Origin of the sequence: Risungbinella massiliensis (assembly GCF_000942395.1) — a bacterium.
GTDB lineage: Bacteria > Bacillota > Bacilli > Thermoactinomycetales > Thermoactinomycetaceae > Risungbinella > Risungbinella massiliensis.
Genome location: NZ_LN812102.1, coordinates 292,610 through 315,940, shown reverse-complemented (window position 1 = coordinate 315,940; position 23,331 = coordinate 292,610). Strand labels below are relative to the sequence as shown.

24 protein-coding genes, 2 pseudogenes and 1 other annotated feature are annotated in these 23,331 nt (G+C 39.8%); of the genes and pseudogenes, 19 read left to right on the top strand and 7 right to left on the bottom strand.

Going from position 1 to position 23,331, the window contains the following annotated elements:
- The first annotated feature begins 353 nt into the window (after positions 1 to 353).
- Both tnpA and VJ09_RS02020 read left to right on the top strand, forming a co-directional pair.
- Positions 354 to 809, top strand: coding sequence for an IS200/IS605 family transposase (gene tnpA, locus VJ09_RS02025; RefSeq protein WP_082050357.1), 456 nt, complete (start codon positions 354 to 356; stop codon positions 807 to 809).
- The gene (locus VJ09_RS02020; protein WP_044640028.1) at positions 775 to 1,893 is read left to right on the top strand and encodes an RNA-guided endonuclease InsQ/TnpB family protein; all 1,119 of its coding nucleotides are present in this window, start codon (positions 775 to 777) and stop codon (positions 1,891 to 1,893) included. Before tnpA ends, VJ09_RS02020 begins: the two co-directional genes overlap by 35 nt.
- A gap of 204 nt (positions 1,894 to 2,097) precedes the next feature.
- Here the strand turns inward: VJ09_RS02020 and VJ09_RS02015 are convergent.
- A pseudogene (locus VJ09_RS02015) lies at positions 2,098 to 3,221 on the bottom strand (IS3 family transposase).
- Between the two features lie 90 nt (positions 3,222 to 3,311).
- On the opposite strand from VJ09_RS02015, the gene VJ09_RS02005 reads away from it, so the two are divergent.
- The 3 genes from VJ09_RS02005 (at position 3,312) to VJ09_RS02000 (ending at position 5,398) form a co-directional block, all read left to right on the top strand.
- Positions 3,312 to 3,815 carry a hypothetical protein gene (locus VJ09_RS02005; protein WP_044640026.1) on the top strand — a complete coding sequence of 168 codons (504 nt, stop codon included), beginning with the start codon at positions 3,312 to 3,314 and terminating at the stop codon, positions 3,813 to 3,815.
- Between the two features lie 253 nt (positions 3,816 to 4,068).
- Positions 4,069 to 4,611 carry an MFS transporter gene (locus tag VJ09_RS19090; RefSeq protein WP_407689964.1) on the top strand — a complete coding sequence of 181 codons (543 nt, stop codon included), beginning with the start codon at positions 4,069 to 4,071 and terminating at the stop codon, positions 4,609 to 4,611.
- The gene (locus VJ09_RS02000) at positions 4,508 to 5,398 is read left to right on the top strand and encodes an MFS transporter (protein WP_407689963.1); all 891 of its coding nucleotides are present in this window, start codon (positions 4,508 to 4,510) and stop codon (positions 5,396 to 5,398) included. Before VJ09_RS19090 ends, VJ09_RS02000 begins: the two co-directional genes overlap by 104 nt.
- Before the next feature lie 197 nt (positions 5,399 to 5,595).
- Here the strand turns inward: VJ09_RS02000 and VJ09_RS01995 are convergent, their stop codons facing one another.
- Positions 5,596 to 6,105 (bottom strand): SRPBCC domain-containing protein, encoded by a 510-nt coding sequence (locus tag VJ09_RS01995; protein ID WP_044640025.1) that lies wholly within the window; start codon positions 6,103 to 6,105, stop codon positions 5,596 to 5,598.
- An 18-nt stretch (positions 6,106 to 6,123) separates the two neighbouring features.
- Complete coding sequence (locus tag VJ09_RS01990; protein WP_044640024.1) at positions 6,124 to 6,465, bottom strand: ArsR/SmtB family transcription factor; 342 nt, start codon at positions 6,463 to 6,465, stop codon at positions 6,124 to 6,126.
- 346 nt (positions 6,466 to 6,811) lie between these two features.
- Between VJ09_RS01990 and VJ09_RS17895 the strand changes: the two genes are divergently transcribed.
- Both VJ09_RS17895 and VJ09_RS18925 read left to right on the top strand, forming a co-directional pair.
- Entirely contained in the window at positions 6,812 to 6,940 is a 129-nt protein-coding gene (locus VJ09_RS17895; RefSeq protein WP_082050356.1) for a zinc ribbon domain-containing protein, read from the top strand.
- A gap of 395 nt (positions 6,941 to 7,335) precedes the next feature.
- Positions 7,336 to 7,882: pseudogene (locus VJ09_RS18925) on the top strand (SOS response-associated peptidase).
- Positions 7,883 to 7,939: 57 nt separating this feature from the next.
- Here the strand turns inward: VJ09_RS18925 and VJ09_RS01975 are convergent.
- Positions 7,940 to 8,203, bottom strand: a complete 264-nt coding sequence (locus VJ09_RS01975; protein WP_044640022.1) for a hypothetical protein — start codon at positions 8,201 to 8,203, stop codon at positions 7,940 to 7,942.
- A 172-nt stretch (positions 8,204 to 8,375) separates the two neighbouring features.
- Positions 8,376 to 9,035, bottom strand: a complete 660-nt coding sequence (gene catA, locus VJ09_RS01970) for a type A chloramphenicol O-acetyltransferase (protein ID WP_044640021.1) — start codon at positions 9,033 to 9,035, stop codon at positions 8,376 to 8,378.
- Positions 9,036 to 9,604: 569 nt separating this feature from the next.
- On the opposite strand from catA, the gene VJ09_RS01965 reads away from it, so the two are divergent.
- The 8 genes from VJ09_RS01965 (at position 9,605) to proC (ending at position 17,293) form a co-directional block, all read left to right on the top strand.
- On the top strand, positions 9,605 to 10,345 hold the full coding sequence (locus tag VJ09_RS01965) for a helix-turn-helix transcriptional regulator (RefSeq protein WP_044641520.1): 741 nt from the start codon (positions 9,605 to 9,607) through the stop codon (positions 10,343 to 10,345).
- Between the two features lie 76 nt (positions 10,346 to 10,421).
- On the top strand, positions 10,422 to 10,856 hold the full coding sequence (locus VJ09_RS01960) for a VOC family protein (RefSeq protein WP_044640020.1): 435 nt from the start codon (positions 10,422 to 10,424) through the stop codon (positions 10,854 to 10,856).
- A gap of 161 nt (positions 10,857 to 11,017) precedes the next feature.
- Positions 11,018 to 11,416 carry a DoxX family protein gene (locus VJ09_RS01955; protein ID WP_044640019.1) on the top strand — a complete coding sequence of 133 codons (399 nt, stop codon included), beginning with the start codon at positions 11,018 to 11,020 and terminating at the stop codon, positions 11,414 to 11,416.
- A gap of 48 nt (positions 11,417 to 11,464) precedes the next feature.
- Entirely contained in the window at positions 11,465 to 12,868 is a 1,404-nt protein-coding gene (locus VJ09_RS01950; RefSeq protein WP_044640018.1) for an MFS transporter, read from the top strand.
- A gap of 153 nt (positions 12,869 to 13,021) precedes the next feature.
- The gene (locus VJ09_RS01945) at positions 13,022 to 13,552 is read left to right on the top strand and encodes a GNAT family N-acetyltransferase (protein ID WP_044640017.1); all 531 of its coding nucleotides are present in this window, start codon (positions 13,022 to 13,024) and stop codon (positions 13,550 to 13,552) included.
- Between the two features lie 155 nt (positions 13,553 to 13,707).
- Positions 13,708 to 13,970 (top strand) — a binding site (T-box leader).
- 48 nt (positions 13,971 to 14,018) lie between these two features.
- On the top strand, positions 14,019 to 15,146 hold the full coding sequence (proB, locus tag VJ09_RS01940) for a glutamate 5-kinase (RefSeq protein ID WP_044640016.1): 1,128 nt from the start codon (positions 14,019 to 14,021) through the stop codon (positions 15,144 to 15,146).
- A 1-nt stretch (position 15,147) separates the two neighbouring features.
- Positions 15,148 to 16,422: a glutamate-5-semialdehyde dehydrogenase gene (locus tag VJ09_RS01935; RefSeq protein WP_044640015.1), complete on the top strand. Its 1,275-nt coding sequence runs from the start codon at positions 15,148 to 15,150 to the stop codon at positions 16,420 to 16,422.
- 25 nt (positions 16,423 to 16,447) lie between these two features.
- A complete protein-coding gene (proC, locus tag VJ09_RS01930) occupies positions 16,448 to 17,293 on the top strand; it encodes a pyrroline-5-carboxylate reductase (protein WP_230199075.1) in 846 nt (281 codons plus the stop codon).
- Positions 17,294 to 17,447: 154 nt separating this feature from the next.
- Here proC and VJ09_RS01925 read toward each other — a convergent pair whose 3' ends face one another.
- A complete protein-coding gene (locus VJ09_RS01925; protein ID WP_044640014.1) occupies positions 17,448 to 18,230 on the bottom strand; it encodes an arylamine N-acetyltransferase family protein in 783 nt (260 codons plus the stop codon).
- Positions 18,231 to 18,378: 148 nt separating this feature from the next.
- Between VJ09_RS01925 and VJ09_RS01920 the strand changes: the two genes are divergently transcribed.
- The 3 genes from VJ09_RS01920 to VJ09_RS01910 all read left to right on the top strand — a co-directional run bounded on the left by VJ09_RS01920 (position 18,379) and on the right by VJ09_RS01910 (position 21,536).
- The gene (locus tag VJ09_RS01920; RefSeq protein WP_044641518.1) at positions 18,379 to 18,681 is read left to right on the top strand and encodes an ArsR/SmtB family transcription factor; all 303 of its coding nucleotides are present in this window, start codon (positions 18,379 to 18,381) and stop codon (positions 18,679 to 18,681) included.
- Between the two features lie 216 nt (positions 18,682 to 18,897).
- Positions 18,898 to 19,923: an LLM class flavin-dependent oxidoreductase gene (locus VJ09_RS01915; RefSeq protein WP_044640013.1), complete on the top strand. Its 1,026-nt coding sequence runs from the start codon at positions 18,898 to 18,900 to the stop codon at positions 19,921 to 19,923.
- Positions 19,924 to 20,093: 170 nt separating this feature from the next.
- Positions 20,094 to 21,536 carry a DHA2 family efflux MFS transporter permease subunit gene (locus tag VJ09_RS01910; protein ID WP_044640012.1) on the top strand — a complete coding sequence of 481 codons (1,443 nt, stop codon included), beginning with the start codon at positions 20,094 to 20,096 and terminating at the stop codon, positions 21,534 to 21,536.
- A gap of 65 nt (positions 21,537 to 21,601) precedes the next feature.
- Here the strand turns inward: VJ09_RS01910 and VJ09_RS01905 are convergent, their stop codons facing one another.
- Positions 21,602 to 22,348, bottom strand: a complete 747-nt coding sequence (locus VJ09_RS01905; RefSeq protein WP_044640011.1) for a hypothetical protein — start codon at positions 22,346 to 22,348, stop codon at positions 21,602 to 21,604.
- A gap of 164 nt (positions 22,349 to 22,512) precedes the next feature.
- On the opposite strand from VJ09_RS01905, the gene VJ09_RS01900 reads away from it, so the two are divergent.
- A complete protein-coding gene (locus VJ09_RS01900; protein ID WP_044640010.1) occupies positions 22,513 to 23,277 on the top strand; it encodes a DODA-type extradiol aromatic ring-opening family dioxygenase in 765 nt (254 codons plus the stop codon).
- Positions 23,278 to 23,331 lie beyond the last annotated feature (54 nt).

Sequence of the window (23,331 nt, the reverse complement as noted above, 5' to 3'; positions counted from 1 at the left end):
GGACAGGGTCTGAATGTTAATGGAAAAAATCAAGTTGATTGACTATAGATATTGAAGAGTTTATGCTTACGATTAAAGTAAATCTAAATTTCTTATTATTCGAAGGGGTTTAATTACCTTCAAGTGGCTCATTTAAGGTATGGAAATAGCAAAATTCTTTGCGGAATCATTTTTAAGATTTGCTCCCTTTCATCTACCCCATTTCAATGGGGTAGATGAAAGGGAGCATTGCTCGGTATCCCCCTTGTGGGGATGCTTAGAGCAATTTATTTTTTGCACTTTCCTCCTACTATATGTAATATAATTATCCTTATATGTTACTATATTTACCCTATTTTTGTCATACTATATGTATGAGTAAAAACACTGTAAAACACGCTAGGACTTGCGTGTATAATGTCAACTACCACATGGTATGGTCGGTGAAGTATCGTAGAGCCGTACTGGATCAAGAGATTGAAACGTATCTAAAAGTTATTTTTCAAGAGATTGCGGAGGAGAAAGGGTTTGAAGTAGCTATGATGGAGGTGGGAGAGCAAGACCACGTCCATGTCTTTGCTTCTGCTCATCCTAAAGTAGCTCCATCATACATTGTGAAAATGTTGAAAGGTATTTCCGCTAGGAAGTTATTTCTAAAGTTCCCGAGGCTAAGAAATAAGTTATGGGATGGTCATCTTTGGAATAGCAGCTTCTACATGGAAACCATTGGCTCTATTTCGGAAGAAACGATTCGTAAGTACATTGAAAATCAGAAAAAGAAAGGGGGAAAATCAAATGATGAAGTCGTACAAATTCAAGATAGAACCTAATCGGGTACAAATGGAACGAATCGAAACTACCTTGAATTTGTGTCGCTGGCTATACAATACAGCTTTGGAACAACGAAAGTTTTCTTATGAAAAACGTGGTATTTCCGTTAACTACAACATGCAACAGAATGAATTACCACGACTAAAGAAAGAGTTTCCAGAGTTCAAGCAGGTACAATCGCAAGTGTTACAGGACATTCTACGTCGTTTAGATAAAGCATTTAAAGGGTTTTTTCGTAGAATCAAAGCGGGAGAGAAAGCAGGATACCCACGCTTTCAAGGTAAAAACCGTTATGATAGCTTCACATACCCACAAAGTGGGTTTTCTCTGGATGGGAAATATCTGAAACTGTCTAAGATCGGTAATGTTCGCATCAAATGCCACAGACAAGTAGAAGGAAAGATCAAGACCTGTACCATCATCCGAAAAAACGGAAAGTACTATGCTTGTTTTTCCTGTGAAATCGAAACCATAACACACTCGACAGGGAAACAAGTCGGTGTTGATCTTGGTGTTAGACATCTTGCTATTACATCTGATGGCGAATTTTTCGAACACCCTAAGTATTTCAGAAAGTCAGAGCGCAAACTAAAACGACTTCAGCGCATAGTATCTAAACGTAAGAAAGGTTCCAATCGTCGTAGAAAGGCTGTAGCTTTGCTTGCAAAGCTACATGAGTACATAGCAAATCAAAGAAAAGACATTGCCCATAAAATTAGTAGGTATCTAGTAGATCGCTATGATCTAATTGCCTTTGAAGATCTGAATATCAAAGGAATGGTCTTGAATCACAAATTAGCCAAAAGTATTGTGGATGCTGGATGGAATCAACTTGTACAGTTCACTTCCTACAAAGCAGAATATGCTGGTAAGCAAGTAATACAAGTGGACCCATACAACACGTCTCAGGCTTGCTCAAAATGTGGTCAGATCGTAAAAAAAGAACGAAAAGATAGAGTCCATAGTTGCTCTTGCGGATATACAGAAGATAGAGATGTAAATGCGGCAAGAAACATACTACATAAAGCAGTTGAACATGTTCCAACGCTAAAATGCGGACAGTTAGAACTAAACCTAATATAGGCATGGAACGTGCCTTCGTGGAGAATGCGACGTTGGTCGATTCAATGAATCGAGAAGCTCGCCATTTCAATGGCGATGTAGTTCACAAGTATTAAAGGGAGTAGTTCTATTGGTTATTAATTGGGATGCGGTAGCCGCTATTGGACAAGTGGCAGGAGCAATTGCTACTTTTTGGGCGGTAAAGGTTGGACTGTCAACAGTAAACTAGACAGTTTTTTTAAGGTGTATCAACTTGTACTCCATAGGGGTTAGATAGTCTAAGGTACTGTGAATACGAACATTGTTAAACCAGTTTACGTAGTCAAATAATTCTAACTCTAGTTGTTCCAGGCTTTTAAAACGAGCATTCTTAACAAACTCTGTTTTCATTATCTTAAACATAGCTTCTGCTACTGCATTATCATATGGTGAGCCTTTTAGGCTCAACGAGCGTTGGATCTGGAAGGTTTTGAGTGCTTCATCCATTAATTTGTTTTTAAACTCATTTCCTCTATCAGTATGGAAAAGTTGGACTTTTCATAGGTCTTGTTTAATAGAAGAAAGAGCACGATACACTAGCTGTGCGTCTTTCTTAGGACCAGCACTATATCCAATAATCTCCCGATTGAAAAGATCAACAAAAACACAGATATAATGCCATGTTTGCTTCACTCGTACATACGTTAAATCGCTTACAATCACTTTTAATGCTTCATCTTGATGAAACTTTCGATCCAACAAATTTGCATGATTTGACTCGTTACAGGTACTTCGGCTCTTTTTGAACTGGGCGATGGTGTACTTTGAAATAAGCCCTTGTTGGTTCATGATTCGTCCGATTCGTCTTCTAGAAATGATCCATCCCCGTTTTTTTAATTCCACTTTAATTTTTCGTGTACCATAGGTTAGACGGCTTTTTTGAAAGATGTCTACGATCACAGACGTGATCGTATCCTTCAAGGACTTTCTATTCTTTTTTTCATAATAGTAAGTGCTTCTAGGGAGTTGTAGGACTTCGCACATTGCTGATACTGAGTATTTGTGACGATTATTTCGGATCACATTTACTTTCGTCCCATGATCAGCGCGGCTTGCTTTAAAATATCGTTTTCCATTCGTAAACGTTGAAGCTCTTTCCGAAGCTGAATTAATTCAGCTTCTTCGGTTGTTCGGTTGTCCTTTTCTTTAAAGGAGCAACTGTTCTGACTCTGCCTGATCCACTTATCTACAGCAGATGGAGTAAGATCATACTCTTTGATAATTTCACTTCTTGGTTTCCCACTTTGATGCAATTGAACAATTTGGTGTTTAAACTCCTCGGTAAAAGTACGTCTTTTTCTTCTTGTCATAATCAATTCTCCTCGTTTCATGTCCCTTTGAAACAAGTGTAATTGACCTTATTTTTTCTGTCCAATAAACTGTAACCTATCCAGGTAGCATTGAATCAGGCGAAAGAAGCAAGAGAAAGTATACAACCAAAGTTAAGCTTTTTTTGTAATGACTATGGTACTCTGTTCGAAATAGAAACTACGAATACTGGATCGAACCCTGTTACAATCTTATCTGCAGGCCTTTTTTGTGGTTTGGGAAAAAAGAGAGAAGAGATCCCAAGTGAAGAGAACAACATTATAGAAATGAAGGGGAAAACATTACTGTCAGGTGAAAAGATAAGGGTAGAGTATGTCATACTAGATTACCTACTGATGTTAGGATACGAAGAGGAAATGGAACTTGACTTCGTTGCAATAGATCATATGGGGAAAGAACATAGTTTAAAAATCCCTGTGGATCTACCTAAATTACTTTATCTTAGTGAATATACCAGGGAAGATATCAATCAGCTGAAACAACAATATTGGAAAAGTATCTCTATGGGGAAAAATTTAGAACAAAGATATCTAGAACATCTACAAGATCGGCAAGATGCATTACAAGGAAAATAGCATCTAAAATGAACTAAGTGTGAGTTTCACTTGCTAGTAGGGAGGGAGTTATTCCTCTCTTTATTGTAATCTAGGTAAGATCTAAGATAGATTTACATAAAAATTAGCTAACATTTGATTATTCCTCAAGGTCTATTTGTATTTAACTTTTATATTAACGGAATTCAAAAGGAAAGGTGTTTTCTATCTTTAAGGGGTATTGCTAGGGAAAACGTGAATCTACAATAAACATCTAAAAAAAGGGGGTCCTGAAATGCTGAATAAACCTGATGATTTTAATGTAAACGAAAGTCCTAAATCTGGGTTAGAAAAATACCTAGTTTCTCCAGAAATACAAAGTCAGCTATATAAACGAACCTTACTCATTATTGTTATTTCCCAAATTTTCGGTGGTGCAGGACTGGCAGCAGGAATAACAGTTGGAGCCCTTCTTGCCCAAGATATGTTAGGAACAGATAGTTTGTCAGGTGTTCCAGTTGCGTTATTTACATTGGGTTCAGCTGGATCCGCACTGCTTGTGGGGCGACTATCTCAACGTTTTGGACGTCGTTTAGGATTATCAACAGGTTTCTTGGCGGGTGGAATTGGTGCAATTGGAGTAGTAATTGCTGCAATGAATGAAAATATTTATCTTCTGTTTGCTTCCTTGCTTATTTATGGTGCAGGTACTGCTACCAACTTACAAGCTCGCTATGCAGGCAGATTTAGCAAAGCCGACTCAGCGGGCTACAGCAGTGAGTATTGCGATGGTATCCACTACTTTCGGTGCGGTTATGGGACCGAACTTAGTAGATGAAATGGGCCAATTCGCTACGTCACTCGGCATTCCGGCATTAGCTGGTCCGTTTATTCTTGCAGCTGCAGCCTTTATTCTAGCTGGTCTAGTACTTTTTATTTTCTTACGGCCAGATCCATTTGTAGTGGCAAAAGAAATCTTGGAAGCGCAACAAAAGGATCAGAGCGACTCTGCACCGAACTTGCATTCCAAAATATCAACAAAAAATAACCGAGGCATTATAGTGGGTGCAACAGTCATGATATTAACTCAAATCGTCATGATCGCCATTATGACCATGACTCCCATTCACATGAAGCACCATGGTCATGGTTTAGACGCGGTGGGTCTGGTAATTGGGATTCATGTCGGCTCCATGTACCTGCCGTCACTCGTAACCGGCATTCTAGTGGACAAGATCGGACGAACGATCATGTCATTTGCTTCTGGTGCCATTCTACTTACTGCAGGGATTCTAGCTGCTATTGCACCTGCCGATTCGATGCTATTCCTTATCATTGCTCTCGCATTACTAGGGGTTGGTTGGAACTTTGGCTTAATTAGTGGCACAGCTCTTATTGTGGATGCAACACACCCAACCACTCGGGCAAAAACTCAGGGTACCATTGATGTCTCTATTGCGTTAGCTGGAGCATCGGGTGGAGCGTTTTCTGGTATGGTGGTAGCACATTCTAGTTTCGCAACCCTATCACTTGTAGGAGGATTTCTGTCCCTACTATTAATACCAGTTGGTATGTGGTATCGAAGCAATCGCAAAGCGGAGGAAACTAAAAATATGCCTCTGTAGAACAGAGGGTAGAATATCTTCATCAAAATCCATTCATATTGCCATAAATATAAGCCAACAAGAAAAAGCGGGGATCTAGATTTACCCAACCTTTCTTGTTGGCTTATTTCATGTGCGTTGATTTTTAGTTCGAGTGGGGACAAGATCGTTTGCAAACAAAACTACTTATCTGTTTAAGCCAATGGAAAAAGAAGAGGTTACTGAATGGACTGTAGATGCTCGGCGAGACGATCCCAAGTTTCGGTAATTCCTTGCTCCATTCCCATATCCAATACGGTTTGGAGAGCTTCGGGGGAATCATATATAGCTCGATTGATCAGCTTTGTTTTCCCATCGTGCTCTACAAAAGTCAATGTTACTTTCGTTGCGGGCATTCCCTCCGCTTCATTGCCTTTGGCATCAGAGAAATAGTCGATGTATACAATTTTTTCGGACTCTACGATTTCTTGGTAGACTCCTTTTCCCCAAGATTCGAATCCATAAAAATCGCCTTGATTCTGATCGATGCACTTCATGCAGTAATGCCAGATTCCGCCTGGACGAAAATCTATATTGCAAACTGTAAGAGTCCATCCGCGAGGACCCCACCAGTGTTTCAGGTGCTCCGCTTCAGAGAATGCTTTAAATACTAGCTCACGGGGTGCATCAAAAACACGCTCCAGAATTAGTTCTTTCCCCTCTACCTTCGAAATCATTTTATTTGTCATGAAGAAACCTCCTAAGATTTAACTTTCGCTTTGATTTTTTTGGGATTGAAGCTTCTGCAAGTATTTCTCCAGATTGTCAAAACGTTCCTCCCAAACAATGCGGTAGGATTCTAGCCAAGTGTCTAGTGCTTGGAACGGTTCGGATTGGAGCCGATAAATTCGCTTGTTCGTAATCGCTTGTACCTCGACGAGCCCAGCCTCACTAAGTACGCGAAGATGTTTGGAAGTCTGTGGCTGGCGAAGACCCAATCGTTCGGTAATTTCTCCTACAGTGAGGGGACCATGACGTAAAAGTTCCACAATGTTCAATCGATTGGGCTCGGCGAGTGCATTCAAAGTTGTTATGATATTGACGCCCATATAAATGTTTCTCCTTTCCTTTATAATATAACCCAAAAGGAATATTCCTGTAAAGGTATATTTGGGTTTTTTATTTATCTATTATAGCGGAGAATACTCCCACTTCTCAGCGTAGTGAAAGTGGGAGATGAATCTGCGTCGGACGAGGGAGGGTTTCTACCCTCTCACAAGTCCGACCCATTTTGGTGCTTTTTCCTTCATGATTTTTCTTGATCCTCCCGATCGTCATGGACATTATTCTGAAAGGTTGTAAAATACTTTTAACTGCTTATAGGGAGATGAATTCCAATGCATAAGGCCTTTCAGTTTCGGATCTACCCTACTAAGGAAACTATCAAAATAAAGAGTGAAAAACCAAAATCTTCGAAGTTGGACATGCCATCAGTGTCGGGTAGAACATGATCGAGACCTCAATGCTGCTCAAAATATAGTAAAAGAAGGTCTAAGACTTCTTGCCGTAGGAACTACGGTTTGAGCTTGGTGCATTTCCTATTGGTAGATGGGATTACCCAAGAATCCCCTACCTCTTAGCGTTAGCGTAGGTGGGGAAGTGTTCAAGTGACTGCACAATATGCTGGCTTAGATTCAGACGGAGATATAACAGACCAATGGAGAGACTGGTAAGTAAATTAATTACGTCTTTTTACGTAATATTTTAGCTACTGATTGAACAGATAAAACTCTATGATATTAGATATAACTTACTAAAGAATAGAAAGAGCTTTTCTTAGATTTAGTAGAGGTGATTGCTATGTGTGGTAGATTCTCACTATTTGCAGAGGAAAAAGAGCTGGAAGAGAGATTTCAACTTCATCTAGGTTTTCCTATTAAAGCAAGCTACATATCGCACCTACTCAAAATGTCTTAGTAGTGAGGGAAGAAGAAGGAGAGAGAGTACCCAAACTGTTTCGTTGGGGTTTGATTCCTTTTTGGCAAAGGACAAGAGTATAGGGAGTAAGATGATCAATGCCCGAGCTCAAACAGTAAATGAAAAACCTTCCTTTAAACGTTTGTTATCTAGGAAGCGATGTCTGATCCCAGCGACTGGTTTTTTTGAATGGGCAAAAGAAGGAGAAACAAAGCAACCTTATTTCATTCGAATGAAATAAGGGGCCTTTTTTCCTTTGCTGGTCTTTGGGATACGTGGGATAGAGAAGGGGTTGTTCTACATACTTGTACCATCATTACAACCAATGCTAATAATTTGATGGAACCGATTCATAATCGGATGCCGGTTATTTTCGATCCAGAGCACGAAGCAATCTGGTTAGATACGAGGTTAGAAGACTCCGTTTATCTGAAAAGTCTTCTGACCTCGTATTCTTCGGATTTGATGGAAGCATATCCTGTATCCAAGGTAATAGGTAGCCCACGAAATAACTCAGAGGAAAATATAAATCCTTTCCATTCTTTATAAGAAATTCCAAGAAAGGGAGTATCAAAAGGTATTGATCCTCCCTCAGTGCTCCTTGATTTAGATTATAACTGGTATAGACTCTTGTTCCTGTTTTGCCAAAATTCGCAGTTTTTCCAACTCAGCTGCTATATCTACTGTCTCGATTCTAGGTTGAAGAGCTTCTTTCTCTAATCTCTTAATTCCTTTTGAGAAAATGTCTATCTTCATATTTAGCTCCGCTTTATCGTAATCTGGAAGTGCTGATCGTTGTAAGTTGCGTGTTGCATCACTTATCATTTTCTTATATAGCTGTATCATCTCTTCAGTAGTTTTACTTTTCATTATCGTTGCACCTCTTATTTTTTGCATTAAAGAATGCTATTTTAACATTGAATAAGGGGCACAAACCGTAAACTACTTAATAAAACTGTGTCAATTAGTATATAGCAAAGACCAGTCTAAAACATGATTTATGATTTAGACTGGTTCCTAATTATATTTTAAATATGGACATTTATTTATTTGGCAACCATTTCTCACAGTGATCAGCCAATACTTGCAGCTCATGAAACAACACACTGGTATGGTAGCCGTCGCACACAGCATGGTGGAGCTGTACAGATAAGGGCAACTGTATTTGTTCGTCCTGCTTAAAAAATTTTCCGATCGTAAAGATGGGCAGGAGGTAGGTTCCCTCTGTATAGATGTTTAGGTTAAAGCCTGTGAAGCTGACCCATGGAATACACGAAATGGGGAAGGTGTTTGGTGGCTCGTTTATTTTAGAGGTGAATTGTTTGATATGTCCGTACTTTTCTAAATCATCTAGATAGTGACTGTAGAACTCCTGGAAATCTTCAGTGTATGGAGTCCAGATGTTGGAAAATGTCTTATCGTCTTCATGAAAAATGGTGAAGTTAGAAGACATACTGTCCCAATAACCTAACTTACCTTCTGAATCAAAACAAGTACGAAATTCACTGTGGCGGTTTACTACTGTTGTGATCATGTAGATCAATGCTGGGTAGAGCTTTATCTCTTTTCTCTTAAGTTGTTCTAGCAGTAGGGTAATATCAATATTTGCTGTCATGCTGTAAGTGCATCTGACATGGTGTAAATAATGTTCAAAGTAGGGTTTTCTACTCCAGTGATCCATATCAATCGGATGAAAAATCATTTTTCATAACCTCCTAAAATTATTGCATTCTCATTTTAGGAGGTCTACTCAGTTGCCTTAACCATATCCTTATCACATTCCCAGTATGTTTATTTTGCGATATAACGAGTTCTCTTTATTTCATTATAAATGATCATATGTTAGTCATATTATTTAAAATGTCTTTACTCTTATATCTATCAGTGTACTCTTACACAATATTATTTTAACTTTCTCGAAAAGTAACTGAATAAGAGTAACGCAAAATGTTACCCGTCAGAAATTAAGTATAGTATCAAATAAAGGTTAGTCCCATATAGATGTAAAATATATAGAGCATGTTGCATATTTAGTCTAAATCCAGAGGTTTTCCCCTTTTGAGATGCGACTATGAGCGGTAGGGAGCCAGAGCAGATCAGAAGCGGGAAAACCGGCGGCTCGCCTATGTCTAACTTTGATTTATGCAACTAGCTATATTTCGATTATTGGATCATTTTAGATTTTGGCATTTGATCGGGCAAGGGGGAGAATGGCATTTGACAAATCAATATTCTGAAATAGATGAGGTGATTTCTTATATTCATCAACATATGGACGAACCGATCACACTTTCTCAATTGGCGAATCATGTAGCTTATAGTCCATACCATTTTACTCGCATATTTAAACAAAGAATCGGTCTATCACCTCTATATTATGTCTCTTCTCTCCGATTGCAAAAGGCGAAAGATTTGCTAATGCATACGAATTGGAGCGTTCGCGATATTGGACTTATGATTGGACAACAGAGTTTAGGAACATTTACTACTCGATTTACCGACAGGGTAGGTGTGTCACCGTCTGAATTTCGAAACTCCACTATGCAAGCGGAGAACTACTTTCGCTCCTTGCAAAAATTAGACGATTGGTCTATGGCACACCCAATTGTAGATTTACATGGCAGAATGGAAGGGACCATTGGATCATCTATTCCATTTGAGGGTGTTATTATGATCGGCTTGTTTGCCAAACCAATACCAGAAGGGCTGCCCTTATATGGAACACTGCTTTCTTCTTTGGGAGATTTTTGTTTTACGGGCGTAAAACCGGGCATCTATTACTTGATGGCTACATCTGTTTCGTGGGGAATGCAAGCGAAGGATTTTCTGTTGCCACACATGACATTACGTACCCGATCGAAGGAACCAATCATTGTTAGGCCCAATTCTTCCATTCCTTATCAGCGAGTAATGCTCCATCCACCTCACCTGGACGATCCCCCCATTTTGATCTCCCTTCCGTTATTGATGAATAATTTTCTGAGTAGAGTTAGCCAAAACAGCAATCGATAAGAAATGGCATCATTTACTTCATGATAAAATTTTTATTATTCTGATCTATTATAAAAAATACAAGGAGTTGGTTTATGTGACGTTGCGTTTAACCCCTTACATAATCCTAAATGGAAGCGCAAAGGAAGCAATCCAATTTTATGAGAATGTATTGGATGCTAAAGTTCAATCTATCGCAACTTATGGAGATATGCCGGACAACCCCGATATGCCTTTTTCAGAAGAGGTAAAGCAATTGGTAGCACATGCATTGCTAAAAGTGGGAGATTCAGATCTGATGATCTCCGATACGCCAATTCAAAGCGAACAGTCCTTTCACTTGGAAAATCAGGTGGTAACCATCTGCATTTCAACTCATGATGTGGAGAAATCAAAACAGATTTTTAATACCTTGCAGCAAGAGGGGAAAGTGAATTGTCCGCTAGAAGAAACATCTTTTAGTTCTGCTTTTGGGAATGTAACAGACAAGTATGGAGTAACCTACAATATTGTAACAGATTGCAAAGAATGATATAGAAAAGGGGGAGTGCAGGATGTTTTCTTGTATTCCCCTTTTTAATGTGAATTTCGGGTGAGAGTTCGGTTAACACAGCAATCGATAAGAAACTACTACCTCTCTAATGTTATAAAATAGGGAATATATGGATAATGACTGTGAGGAAGTGAGCAGATATGAATCAATGGTTAAAGATTGCAAAATGGATTGGACTGATCTTGATTACATTGATTTTTCTGCAAGCGGGAGTATTAAAGCTAGCTGGAGAGCCTAGGACAGTAGCTGGTTTTCATCAGCTCGGTTTTCCTGAGTGGTTTCGTTTAATGATCGGTTTGTTTGAAATTATTGGGGGGATCGCCTTGTTATTACGGACTTCCTCACGTTATGGTGCGATTTTACTTTCATCGATCATGATTGGTGCTATTATAACGACGCTTGTCCTAGGGCAGGTATGGGAAGTTATAATACCATCTGTGATGTTTTGTATTCTCGTGCTGATCGGTATTAAAAGAAAGCCTTTCAGACGATTCACACGAACGGAAAAGAAAGTGAATCAAGATTATACAGGAGTTTAGTGGAGTTTATTACTATTGTCAGCTCGTTAGGAAAGGAGTTTTAGTGAAATGAAAATAACAGAGAATAAAACGAAATCAAATTCAGAATCATCCGATATTAAGAAAAGTGTACCTTGGATTTATTATGTTATCTTTTTTGCTGTATTGAACGAATCGGTATTCAACGTATCCACTCCAAGTATTGCGAAACAATTCGATCTGGAAGCTTCAGGTGTAAGTTGGGTAGTGACGATTTTTTTTATTTTGTTTGGCATGGGAATGGTTATTTTCGGAAAGCTTTCTGATATGTATAGCATCAAAAAGCTGATTACGATTGGAATTATACTCTACAGCATTGGATCTATCGTGGGATTTGTCCTGCAATCTTGGTACCCTGCTATCATTTTAGCTAGGGCTATTCAAGGAGTTGGAGGGTCTGCCATTCCCGCATTGGTCTTCGTGATGGTGGCTCGATTTTTTACGGTAGAAGAACGGGGGAAAATGTTTGGAATCATCACATCCATAGCTTCTTTTGCGGTCGGAATCGGTCCGGTACTTGGTGGTTATATTGCAGGCTCGTTCCACTGGTCCTATTTGTTTCTCGTTCCGCTTCCTGTATTTCTGGCTATCCCGTTCTTTCAAAAAATATTGCCAAACGAACAACGTAGAGCTGGTAAATTGGATATCATGGGAGCGGTGCTGCTTGGTATGGTAGTTTCGACACTCATTTTGTTTACAACAGAAGAACACTTCCTTTATTTGCTTGTATCTTTTATTGCTCTTTTCCTGTTTCTCGTTCATATCCGCAGAGCGAAGGAACCGTTTGTCGATCCAGCTCTTTTTACAAACCCATTATATCGAAGTGGGTTAATGATCGGCTTTCTTATCTTTGGGACTGTTATGTCTATTATGTTTGTCATTCCGCTTATGTTAAATAAAATGTACGCTCTGAATACAGAGAATATCGGACTCATTATGTTTCCTGGAGCAATTAGTGCAGTCGTATTTGGAAAAGTTGCTGGTAACATGACTGTAAAACGAGGAAGTCATTTTGTCGTATATGTAGGGTTGGCCTTGGTCGCTATTAGTCTTCTGTTGCAATCGTCATCCATCGGACTTTGGGTATGGTACATTGGAATAGCCCTGATTATGATGTACATTGGATTTTCCTTTGTTCAGACAGCATTAACCGAAAGTGTAACGCAAATATTGCCTACTCACCAAATTGGCGTTGGGATGGGTCTGTTTAATATGATATCGACCATTTCTGGGGCAGTGGTGACCGCACTAGTTGCCAAATTGATGGAGCAAGAGCTACTGGATTTTCCATTCCATCCCGCCATTTCAAATGCACAGGCATACGTGTACGGTAATCTCATTCTCATTTTGAGTTTGGTTGTTGTAGCAAGCGCAATTCTCTATTTTGTATCATTTGGGAAAAAAGCCCCACAGACAGTTCAGGAAACGATTTAAAGCTGAATCTATTCTTTTAATATGACGTGTTGTGAACCAATCTGTTCTTTGATCTTGTATAATAGAACTATCTGGAAAAATGAAGGGACTGAATTATGCGCAGATATCAATATTTTTAACTCGACGATCCAAACATAAATGGAGGTAAAAGTATTGATTACAGAGTTGAATACTAAAAGGTTATATTTGCGAAAGATGGAAGTGTCTGACTCGTCTAGCTTGTTTCAAATTTGGTCGGATCCAGATGTTACTAGGTTCATGAATATCAGTCATTTTACTGATGAAAATCAGGCAAAAGATATGATCACATTACTTGACGAACTGGCTCAGGATCACAAAGCTATTCGTTTTGCTATTCTTGAACAAGAATGCAATGAAATTATTGGTTCTTGTGGTTACAATTCCTTGGACTTTGAAAATGCAAAAGCAGAAATTGGATACGATATTGCAAAAGCATATTGGGGGAGAGGATATGCTTCAGAAGCGATCCAGTCTTTGTTAGATTATGGATTCTCTGATTTGAAACTAAATCGGATTGAAGCAAAAGTGGAACCTGATAACGTGAATTCCATTAAAGTTTTGCAAAAGTTGAATTTTACGTTTGAGGGAACACTAAGACAATCTGAAAGATCAAAGGGAAAGTTTATCGATCTCCATATGTATTCAAGATTAATAACCGATTGATTTTTTTAGCCTATATTTCACTGGAATATAGGCTTTTTTATCACTTGTTTACTAATTTGCAGTTTATAAAATTCCTTATTTACAAGTAAAATGTAAAGATGACCACTTGACATTCTTATCTAGATCAAAGCATAATAGTGAAAATCATAAATCGATACGTTGCGTTGAAGGGAAATAGTAGATCCGTCCTTCAGGTCCAGAGAGCGAAATTCAGCGGCTGAGAGATTTCGCCCTTGAATCGGTTCGAACCCATCCCAGAGCAGCTGGGGATTAACCCAGCCAGGTTTCTTTCACCTGTTATCAAGAAAAGAAAGCTGGATGACATCACATAAATGGTTCGACATGCCTTTTTTGAACTCCATTACAGGTCATCAAGTAAGGTGGTACCGCGGAAGAATTATACCCTTTCGTCCTTATATCTAGGACGAAAGGGTTTTTTATTTTTTTCTAATAGAGGTGACGAAGAGTGACTGAAACAAAAAAGCGGATTGTGGTAAAGGTGGGAAGTAGTTCGCTCGCTTCTCCTCAAGGGGGATGCGATCTAGCTAAAATGGAATCGCTAGTCACAGCGATCGGTCGTTTGCGAGCGAGTGGGCACGAGGTTTGTCTTGTATCATCAGGTGCGGTGGCCAGTGGATATCGTTCGCTAGGTTATCAGCAGCGCCCCCGTACTCTGGTCGCGAAACAAGCTGCCGCCGCGATTGGGCAAAGTATGTTGATGCGCCAGTATACAGATCTCTTTTCAAAACATGAACAGACCGTTGCACAGATTTTGCTTACACGTAGTGATTTTTCCGATCAAGAACGTTATCGCCATGCTTTTGAAACACTCTCACTATTGTTAAAACGTGGGATATTACCAATCATTAATGAGAATGATACGGTATCTGTTAGCGAGTTGACATTTGGCGATAATGACATGCTGGGCGCTCTGGTGGCAGGTTTGGTACACGCTGATCTATATATGATGTTGACCGATATTAATGGTCTTTATGATAAAGACCCACGCAAATACAGAGACGCACAGAGAATTCCATTCCTCACCACCATAACGACCGAACTGGAAGATGCAGCAGGAAACGCTTCCACATTGGGGACAGGAGGGATGCGTTCCAAATTGAATGCTGCGCAGACTGTTCAAAAATTGGGAATTCCCTGTTTCATTGGGCAATACACCGGTGAAGATGGTCTAATACAAATTCTTGGTGGAAATGGAGACGGAACGTATGTGAGTCCATCGATCGTTTCAGACGCAAAAAGCAATATTTCGACACGTAAACAGTGGATTGCCTTGCACTCTCCCATTTCTGGTCGAATCTATGTGGATAGCGGAGCTGCCGAAGCCATCTTGCGAGAAAAACGAAGCTTATTGATTGCTGGTGTCAAAAGGGTGGATGGCACCTTCCGGCAAGGGGAAGTGATTGAGGTATTCTACGATCAACAATTGATTGGGCGAGGGATTACCCGCCATGACGCAGAGTTATTAAGAACTACCTTGTATTCTGACCATCCTCAACTGATGGATGAAGTGATTCATCGGGATAATTGGGTAGCCTTTGAGAAACTGGCAGAAAGCTATAGTGAGGTGCATTGAAATGAGTGTAGAAACGGTCCGTAATCAAGTTAGAGAACAAGCAAGCGAAGCAAAGTCTGCAGCGAAGAAGTGGGCCAGTTTGTCCAGAGAAAGTAAAGATAACGCATTGTTGGCAATCGCCGATCAGCTGATGCAAGACGAATCTATTCTCTTGGATGAGAATCAAAGGGATATGGAGTTAGCGAAGCAAGCAGGTATGCCGGATAGCTATCTAGATCGGCTGTTGCTTTCTCCAGTAAGAATCATTGAACTCATCAATAGTGTAAGAAATATTGCCTCTCTTCCAGATCCAGTTGGTGATGTGGTAACGAGCTGGACGCAGCCTAATGGTTTAAAGATAGCGCAAACGCGTGTGCCTATCGGTGTGATTGGAATGATATATGAGGCAAGGCCTAATGTCACAGTCGATGCAGCTGCAATTGCCTTAAAAACAGGAAATGGGATTGTCCTTCGTGGTAGCCGTTCTGCTCTGCATTCCAACACAGCTTTGACAAAAAGTATTCAACAAGCTCTAAAATCGGTTGGACTTGCGGAACAAGCAGTACAATACCTAACAGTGGCAGATCGAGAAGCTGTAGATACACTCTGTACCTTAAATGGGTTGATTGATGTGATTATTCCTCGTGGGGGAGCGGAACTGATCAAGCGTGTTGTTCGTACTTCTACCGTGCCGGTACTGGAAACTGGAGTAGGTAACTGCCACATCTTTGTAGAGAAAAATGGGGACTATTCTATGGCGGAAGCGATCGTAATCAATGCCAAGACTAGCCGACCAGCGGTTTGTAATGCTGCGGAAACGTTATTAATTGATGAAGAGTGGCCAGTTGAATATCAAAAGTCTTTATTGAATCGGTTGTTACAAGCGGGCGTTCAACTACGTGTCTGTACCAAAACTGCTCGAAATCATCCAGAACTTACAACATCCTTCCAACAAGCCAGCGAAGACGATTGGCATACAGAGTACCTTGATCTTATTTTGGCTGTCCGCACGGTAAATGGGCCAGATGAGGCGATGCGGCATATTAACCAATATGGGACAGGTCACTCCGAAGCGATCATTACACATGATGATCAGGTTGCCCAACGCTTTTTAAATGAAGTCGATGCAGCAGCTGTCTATCATAACAGCTCAACACGTTTTACGGACGGCGGAGAATTTGGTTTTGGAGCAGAAATTGGCATAAGTACTCAAAAGTTGCATGCCAGAGGACCGATGGGATTGGTTGCTCTAACCTCTTCGAAATATGTAGTTACAGGAAATGGACAGGTTCGTTGATTTTGAGTAAGAAGGAGGAATTCAGATGCAGATGGAAACAAACCTAGAAAAAATGGTGCTTCGCATTGGCTTCCTTGGAGCAGGATCCATTGCAGAAGCAATGCTGAGAGGAATTACCAAGCAAAATCTGCTTTTGCCACAAAATATATATGTGACCAATCGCTCAGACGATGAACGGTTAAGAGAACTTGGCAGTCGTTTTGGAATTCGTTCTACGCGAGATTTGCAAGAAGTGATCGATAACGTAGATATTCTGATTCTCGCTATGAAACCAAAAGATGTCATGGAAGCTTGCCATGGTATGCGTGGAATGGTTCGTCCCGATCAGTTGGTTATCTCGGTAATTGCTGGTGTGTCCACTGAACTAATACGGAAATGGCTACAAATCGACTATCCGATTATTCGTACCATGCCAAACACTTCTTCCGCCATTGGTTTATCTGCAACAGGTATTGCCAAAGGCCGTTTCGCTAATGATGATCATTTACAGTTGGCGATGGGCTTATTTGAGTCAATCGGCAGGGTGTTTGTCGTACCAGAAGCGGAGCTTGATGTGGTTACTGGTTTATCTGGTAGCGGTCCCGCTTATATCTATTATATGGTAGAAGCAATGGAAGAAGCCGGAGCAAAAGCAGGACTCTCTCGAGAAATGGCTCGTCAGCTCACTGTACAGACGCTGCTCGGTGCTGCCCAAATGCTGTCAAATTCCCACGAAGAGCCTGAAGTTCTGAGAAAAAAGATTACAAGCCCCAGTGGTACCACTCAGGCTGGTCTGGAAGTACTAGAGTCATATGATTTTCAGCAGGGGGTTGCTTCCGCAGTGTTGCGTGCAGCGGAGCGTGCGAGAGAGCTAGGAGCCCAATTTCGCTAGTAATCAAACTCTGTTGAATGAGAAAACGAAAAATAGCTATTCTCCCCAATCAAGTATGAAGGGGAGGAAGCGTTTTTCAAAATAATTTCACCATATAACCCTATTAACAATGTTAGGGATATTTTTAGTAGTATAAATTCGGATCTTTTATCTATCACACTATCTCGAAATGATGTTTCAACAACTCTTTGAATTTTACAGTGTCAATTTTCTCTTTTATAACTACTCCATTTATCCATTGCGTGACGGAGGTATCCGTTAATGTTACATTTCCTTCATTGGTAAGTCTTGTGATTAAAGGAGTTTTGTTAAATGGAGAATCTGGGTGTTCAACGATAATGGTTTGGGTCTCATTAAATTCCGATACGTCAGTTATAGTTGTTTTCGAATCGAATGCATACCCTATTTTCCAATCTGTATCTTTGTGTTTCAATTTCATTTCAAGAATGTAGTTTCCTTGCGGAATATCCACTTGTTTGATCCGGAATTCTCCGTTGGGAGACATTACGGTTTCCCCACTTAAAGGAACAGGTTTTAATGGTAAATTTCCACCAAATCCTGTATCTATTAAATATGTTTGTTCCTCTTGTGGCATAAGAATAATCGTCACATGAGTTCTTCCGAATGTTGGGAACTCTTGAGTAGCTTGATTGTAAACAATTCCACGTGCTAAGACTGCTTTAAAACCATTTTCGATCAAGAAGAGATAGAAAAGGGAATTTAACTCATAGCAAAGACCACCTTCTTTTCTTACTAGGATTTTATCAATTAAGTTCTCTTTCGTAATATCTCTGGTTTTCTTTTCAATAATGCATAAATTTTCAAAAGGAATGTTTTTTGCTGTTTTTTCGAGAACGTTCTCCAATATTTCAAATGTAATATTTTCGCTTTCTGAAATACCGATTCGTTTGCGAAATAAAGAATTCAGCTCATTCATGGATAATAACCCTCCAATTTATTCTTTATTTATATATTTCTATTAACGTTAGGAAATGCCTTCCCTTTTTTGGTTATGAGAATAGCGGTCTTGACAAACTTACTTTTTGATTAATAGACATATCGAAAAAAAACGATATAATGTAGCTATGGATCATGTGGAGATTTTTAAAGCACTATCGAATCGTACGAGATTGCAAATTCTGCAATGGTTAAAAGAGCCTGAAGTTCATTTCTCATCCCAAGAAAGTGGTGATTACCAAAAGATAGGGGTATGTGTGGGCCATATCCAAAAAAAAGCTGGGCTATCTCAGTCGACTGTCTCCCAATACCTTGCGATGTTGCAGAGAGTAGGGCTAGTAACAGCGACCCGAGTAGGACAATGGACCCATTACAAGAGAAATGAAGAAGCAATTCGTCAAATAGTAGATAGTATAAAACACGAATTATAGACTGAGATCGGTATTCGGTATTGGGTAGCATCTCAGTCCTTTTTCTTAAATCTAATATCGGTATTTATCGATATATAGATGAATTGATCCATACATATATCCGTTTCAGTCGGGAAGCATGGAGGGGTCTTCTTTTAGAAAATATAAGGAGACGAAACCATGTCTAAATGATAAAACAAATGATTCAGTATTCATTTAAGAAAAGAAGGTGAAGGTATGATGGAACATAATACAACAAAACAAATACGAGATATTCCATTTTCAGTATTAGACCTTTCTCCTATTGTGGAAGGTGGAACAGTAAGCGATTCTTTGCAAAATACGCTGGATCTAGCCCAGCATGCAGAAAAGTGGGGTTATAACCGGTATTGGTTAGCTGAACATCATAATATGCCAGGAATCGCTAGCTCTGCAACTTCTGTTGTAATAGGTCATGTGGCAGCAGGTACTTCTAGAATTCGCGTGGGGTCTGGTGGAATCATGCTTCCCAATCATGCACCACTGATCATAGCGGAACAGTTCGGAACTCTCGAATCTCTATTTCCTGGGCGTATTGATTTGGGTCTTGGTCGAGCCCCTGGGACTGATCGACTGACCATACGTGCCTTGCGACGGGACGTAAGAAGTAATGGACAGGATTTTCCTGAATTGCTGGAGGAACTACGTAGTTACTTTGATCCCACATTGTCTTCTATCGGCAATCGTGTGAGGGCAATCCCAGGTGAGGGGCTAAATGTTCCGATTTGGTTATTAGGGTCAAGTGACTTTAGTGCACGTCTAGCTGGACAATTGGGATTACCTTTTTCTTTTGCTAGCCATTTTTCTCCTGAAAATACGATGATAGCCTTAGATGTGTATCGACGACATTTCCGTCCATCTAACGTACTCGAACAACCATATGCAATGGTAGGGGTAAATGTTATTGCAGCAGATAGTGAGAAGGAAGCTCAATGGTTAGCAACTTCGATGGAGCAACAATTTTTGAACTTAATCCGCAATAAGCCTGCGAAGTTGCAACCTCCTGTTGAAAACATGGAGGAGTTATGGAGTGAATATGAAAAGGCTCTGATTGACCGTCAGTTAGGTGCTTCGATTATTGGAGATCATGATCGTGTAAAAGAAAAACTACAGTTGTTCTTAGATAGAACACGAGCGGATGAAATCATCGTGAATGCTCAGATCTATGATCATCACGCACGTTTGCGGTCCTTTGAGATCGTATCGGAAGTGAGAGGACAGTAGGTTTTGATTAGGTAAATCTATAAAGATTAGGTCTTATGCTCCTTGATAAGACCTGGTTTTTTTGTCTTAATCTAAGCAACAATATAGATAGGTCGATTAAATTCTGCATAGAGTCTCATACTAGTAGCTGTATATATAGAGTCAATAGTTATTTCGGGAGGTATAGTTTCATGAGTACTCAGACCACATTCAACCTTCCGGTTCGTACACGTTCTATGTTTATTGTCATGATTGCGGGGGCAATGGTCGCATTTTTAAATCAAACACTGATCAATGTTGCCTTGCCGCAAATGATGAACTATTTTCACATTACTGCGACAACAGCAAACTGGTTAACCACTATCTTTATGTTAGTAAATGGAATCGTTATTCCGATCACTGCCTTTTTAATGGAGCGATTCCCGACTAAATCGTTATACCTTACTTCCATGGGCTTTTTTGCGATCGGGACTCTAATTTGTGGTATTGCACCTGAATTCTCTATCATTTTAGTTGGTCGTGTAATTCAAGCGATTGGTGCTGGGATCTTGTTTCCTGTTATTACAAATGTCATTTTTACATTATTTCCACCAGAACGACGTGGTTTTGCTATGGGGATCTTTGGTGTAGCGATGAATTTTGCCCCAGCTGTCGGACCAACATTAGCAGGTTGGATTATTCAGCATTATTCTTGGAGAGTGTTATTCTTAATTATTTTCCCGATCGCTTTCCTAGATTTTTTGATTGCTATTTTTCTAGTCAAAAATGTTACCGAAACGAGCCGCCCTAAATTAGATGTGTTAGGTGTTATATTGTCTACCATTGGATTTGGAGGGTTACTCTATGGTTTTACTACAGCAGGAACTTCAGGGTGGGGGAGTAAGGAAGTTGTTAGCATGTTTATCATCGGAGGAATTAGTCTTTTCCTTTTTGTTTGGCGCCAATTGGTCGTAAAACATCCCATTCTGGAGTTTCGGATCTTTCGCTATCCCATTTTTACATTGACTACGATCATCAACGTCATTGTGACTATGGCCATGTTTTCTGGAATGATTTTAATACCGATATACATGCAAAATATTCATGGTTTTTCTCCATTGCAGTCAGGATTATTGTTGTTACCAGGTGGGATTGTCATGGGAATCATGTCACCTATTACGGGGAAATTATTTGATAAGTATGGAGCAAAGTGGTTAGCAGTGATTGGATTGGCGATCGTCATTCTTACAACATTTGGGCTTACTCGATTAGAGGTAGATACATCGTTTAACTATGTATTAGCAGTGTTCACCTTTCGGATGTTTGGAATATCGTTAGTGATGATGCCGATTTTTACTGCAGGGTTAAACGAACTGGACCTAAGTCAAAATAAATATGGGACTGCCATGGTAAATACCTTACGGATGATCGCAGGAGCCGTTGGGATGGCTTTTTTTGTATCGATCATGACAAATAGAGGAAACCAACATCTCCAGGAAATATTGATGGAACACCATATACTTCCTACAGACAAGACGCAGTTACCAATTGCAATTAATGCAGGGGCTGTGATGGGGATTAATGATGCATTTATGGTAGCTACATGGCTGACGGTGATTGCGTTTATTTTATCGTTTTTTATTCGAAGAACTTAGTAATGGATGATCAAAAAGGACAAAAGTAGGTCTTATCGCAAAGGATGTGACCTACTTTTGATATTCTAACTCCCAAAAGGCACTGCGATTTCTTGTCTAGCGGGAACAAATTGCGACTTATTCCAATTCAAAACGGTAAGTAAGTCGCCTAGACCATCTGCGTTATACCTTCCGACGACTCGCTGATAAGCTAACAGCTCATTTATACCATCCCGATTATAATCTACTGGATAGAGACCACCTAACGCATTCACCCATCCCTTGATCGGTGCTTTGAGTGTTCCATTTTGGTTGTATATCTCAGATAAATATTCAGGTCCTTTCCAAGTGATATCTAATACTAACGATTGGTTTTTGGTTATATTACGAACCCTTACTCGATAGTGATCGAGATAATCTACCTCATAGGAAGTTTCTTTATTAAACTGTTCATAATTAAATAGCATTTTAGTCTGGTGATTGACAAACGAAAAAATATAATCATAGGTGAATCCACCTGACCCTCCCGAATCCATTCGAACGAGAATATCGTTCACTCGATCTCCTGTAAAGTCACCTAGAAATAGAGTGGGCCCATAACCTGAGTTGGTTGGAAGATGTATCGGGTATGATTGCCGTGTTCTTCCATCTTGAACGATAATTGTCACGTTTTGTATGAATGGGCCAGAGGGACTGGATGTTCCGATTAAGGAAACAATATCTGGTACGTGATCTCCTGTTACATCGCCTACTTTTTGGTCTATAACAGAATATTGATTTCTGGCTGGTGGTGAGGTTTGTCGCTTCCAAGCTTTATAGGGATTCTGGTACAAGCCCTGGTCACCCTTCCATATGGTATTCGTCTATCTTATTCGGGTGATATACCTAGAGTGAAGAAATAGAGAGTAGAAATAAAATACTAACTAACAGTTAGTAGCTAACTTTTTGTATAATAAATTTATGGTTTTAGAAAATATATTCATTTGGAGGAGTAGAGATGGTTCCCTCTTTGTTTTTGGCTCATGGATCACCTATGACTGCGATCGAAGATAATGAATACACGGAGTTTTTGAGTCAGTTAGGGAAGAGAATACAACCAAAAGCGATTGTTATTTTTACAGCCCATTGGGAAAGTGAGATCTTAACTATTAGCTCTTCTGATGAGGTCTACGAAACGATATACGATTTTTATGGATTTCCTGAAGAGTTATATCAGGTGCAATATCCAGCCAAAGGTTCTAGTTCCATAGCCTCAAAGCTTCAGCAGAAATTTGAGCAATACGGAATCGCTATAAAACAAGATTTTACGAGAGGATTGGATCACGGATCATGGACACTATTGAAGCATATGTATCCTGATGGGGAGATCCCTGTTATTCAGCTCTCCGTAAATCCTTTTTTATCTCCTAAAGAGCAGTTTCAAATTGGGGAAGTTCTTCAAGGGCTAGGAGAAGATGACATTTTAGTCATCGGAAGTGGAGTTACCGTTCATAACTTGCGAATGATTCATTGGGGACAAAAAACACCTGAACCATGGGCAGTGGAATTTGATGATTGGTTAATGGAGCAGATTCAAAACAAGAACCAGGAAGCTCTCTTCCAATATCAAAAGTTCGCTCCACATGCTACAACAGCAGTTCCAAGAGCTGAACATTTTGTGCCTCTATTTATCGCAATGGGAAGTGGAAGAAAAGACACCCCTGAAGTGATATACCGTGATTATGACTTGGGGACATTAAGTTATCTTTGTATGGAGTTTTAGATCTACTCTAAAGAAAAACCAGCGTCTACCGTTTCTGGTTAAAGACGCTGGTTT

Coding starts and splice junctions, on each gene's coding strand:
- tnpA (WP_082050357.1), top strand. CDS start 354: ATGAGTAAAAACACTGTAAAACACGCTAGGACTTGCGTGTATAATGTC.
- VJ09_RS02020 (WP_044640028.1), top strand. CDS start 775: ATGATGAAGTCGTACAAATTCAAGATAGAACCTAATCGGGTACAAATG.
- VJ09_RS19090 (WP_407689964.1), top strand. CDS start 4,069: ATGCTGAATAAACCTGATGATTTTAATGTAAACGAAAGTCCTAAATCT.
- VJ09_RS02000 (WP_407689963.1), top strand. CDS start 4,508: ATGCAGGCAGATTTAGCAAAGCCGACTCAGCGGGCTACAGCAGTGAGT.
- VJ09_RS01995 (WP_044640025.1), bottom strand. CDS start 6,105: ATGACAAATAAAATGATTTCGAAGGTAGAGGGGAAAGAACTAATTCTG.
- VJ09_RS01990 (WP_044640024.1), bottom strand. CDS start 6,465: ATGGGCGTCAATATCATAACAACTTTGAATGCACTCGCCGAGCCCAAT.
- VJ09_RS01975 (WP_044640022.1), bottom strand. CDS start 8,203: ATGAAAAGTAAAACTACTGAAGAGATGATACAGCTATATAAGAAAATG.
- catA (WP_044640021.1), bottom strand. CDS start 9,035: ATGATTTTTCATCCGATTGATATGGATCACTGGAGTAGAAAACCCTAC.
- VJ09_RS01965 (WP_044641520.1), top strand. CDS start 9,605: ATGGACGAACCGATCACACTTTCTCAATTGGCGAATCATGTAGCTTAT.
- VJ09_RS01955 (WP_044640019.1), top strand. CDS start 11,018: ATGAATCAATGGTTAAAGATTGCAAAATGGATTGGACTGATCTTGATT.
- VJ09_RS01950 (WP_044640018.1), top strand. CDS start 11,465: ATGAAAATAACAGAGAATAAAACGAAATCAAATTCAGAATCATCCGAT.
- VJ09_RS01935 (WP_044640015.1), top strand. CDS start 15,148: ATGAGTGTAGAAACGGTCCGTAATCAAGTTAGAGAACAAGCAAGCGAA.
- proC (WP_230199075.1), top strand. CDS start 16,448: ATGCAGATGGAAACAAACCTAGAAAAAATGGTGCTTCGCATTGGCTTC.
- VJ09_RS01925 (WP_044640014.1), bottom strand. CDS start 18,230: ATGAATGAGCTGAATTCTTTATTTCGCAAACGAATCGGTATTTCAGAA.
- VJ09_RS01920 (WP_044641518.1), top strand. CDS start 18,379: ATGGATCATGTGGAGATTTTTAAAGCACTATCGAATCGTACGAGATTG.
- VJ09_RS01915 (WP_044640013.1), top strand. CDS start 18,898: ATGATGGAACATAATACAACAAAACAAATACGAGATATTCCATTTTCA.
- VJ09_RS01910 (WP_044640012.1), top strand. CDS start 20,094: ATGAGTACTCAGACCACATTCAACCTTCCGGTTCGTACACGTTCTATG.
- VJ09_RS01900 (WP_044640010.1), top strand. CDS start 22,513: ATGGTTCCCTCTTTGTTTTTGGCTCATGGATCACCTATGACTGCGATC.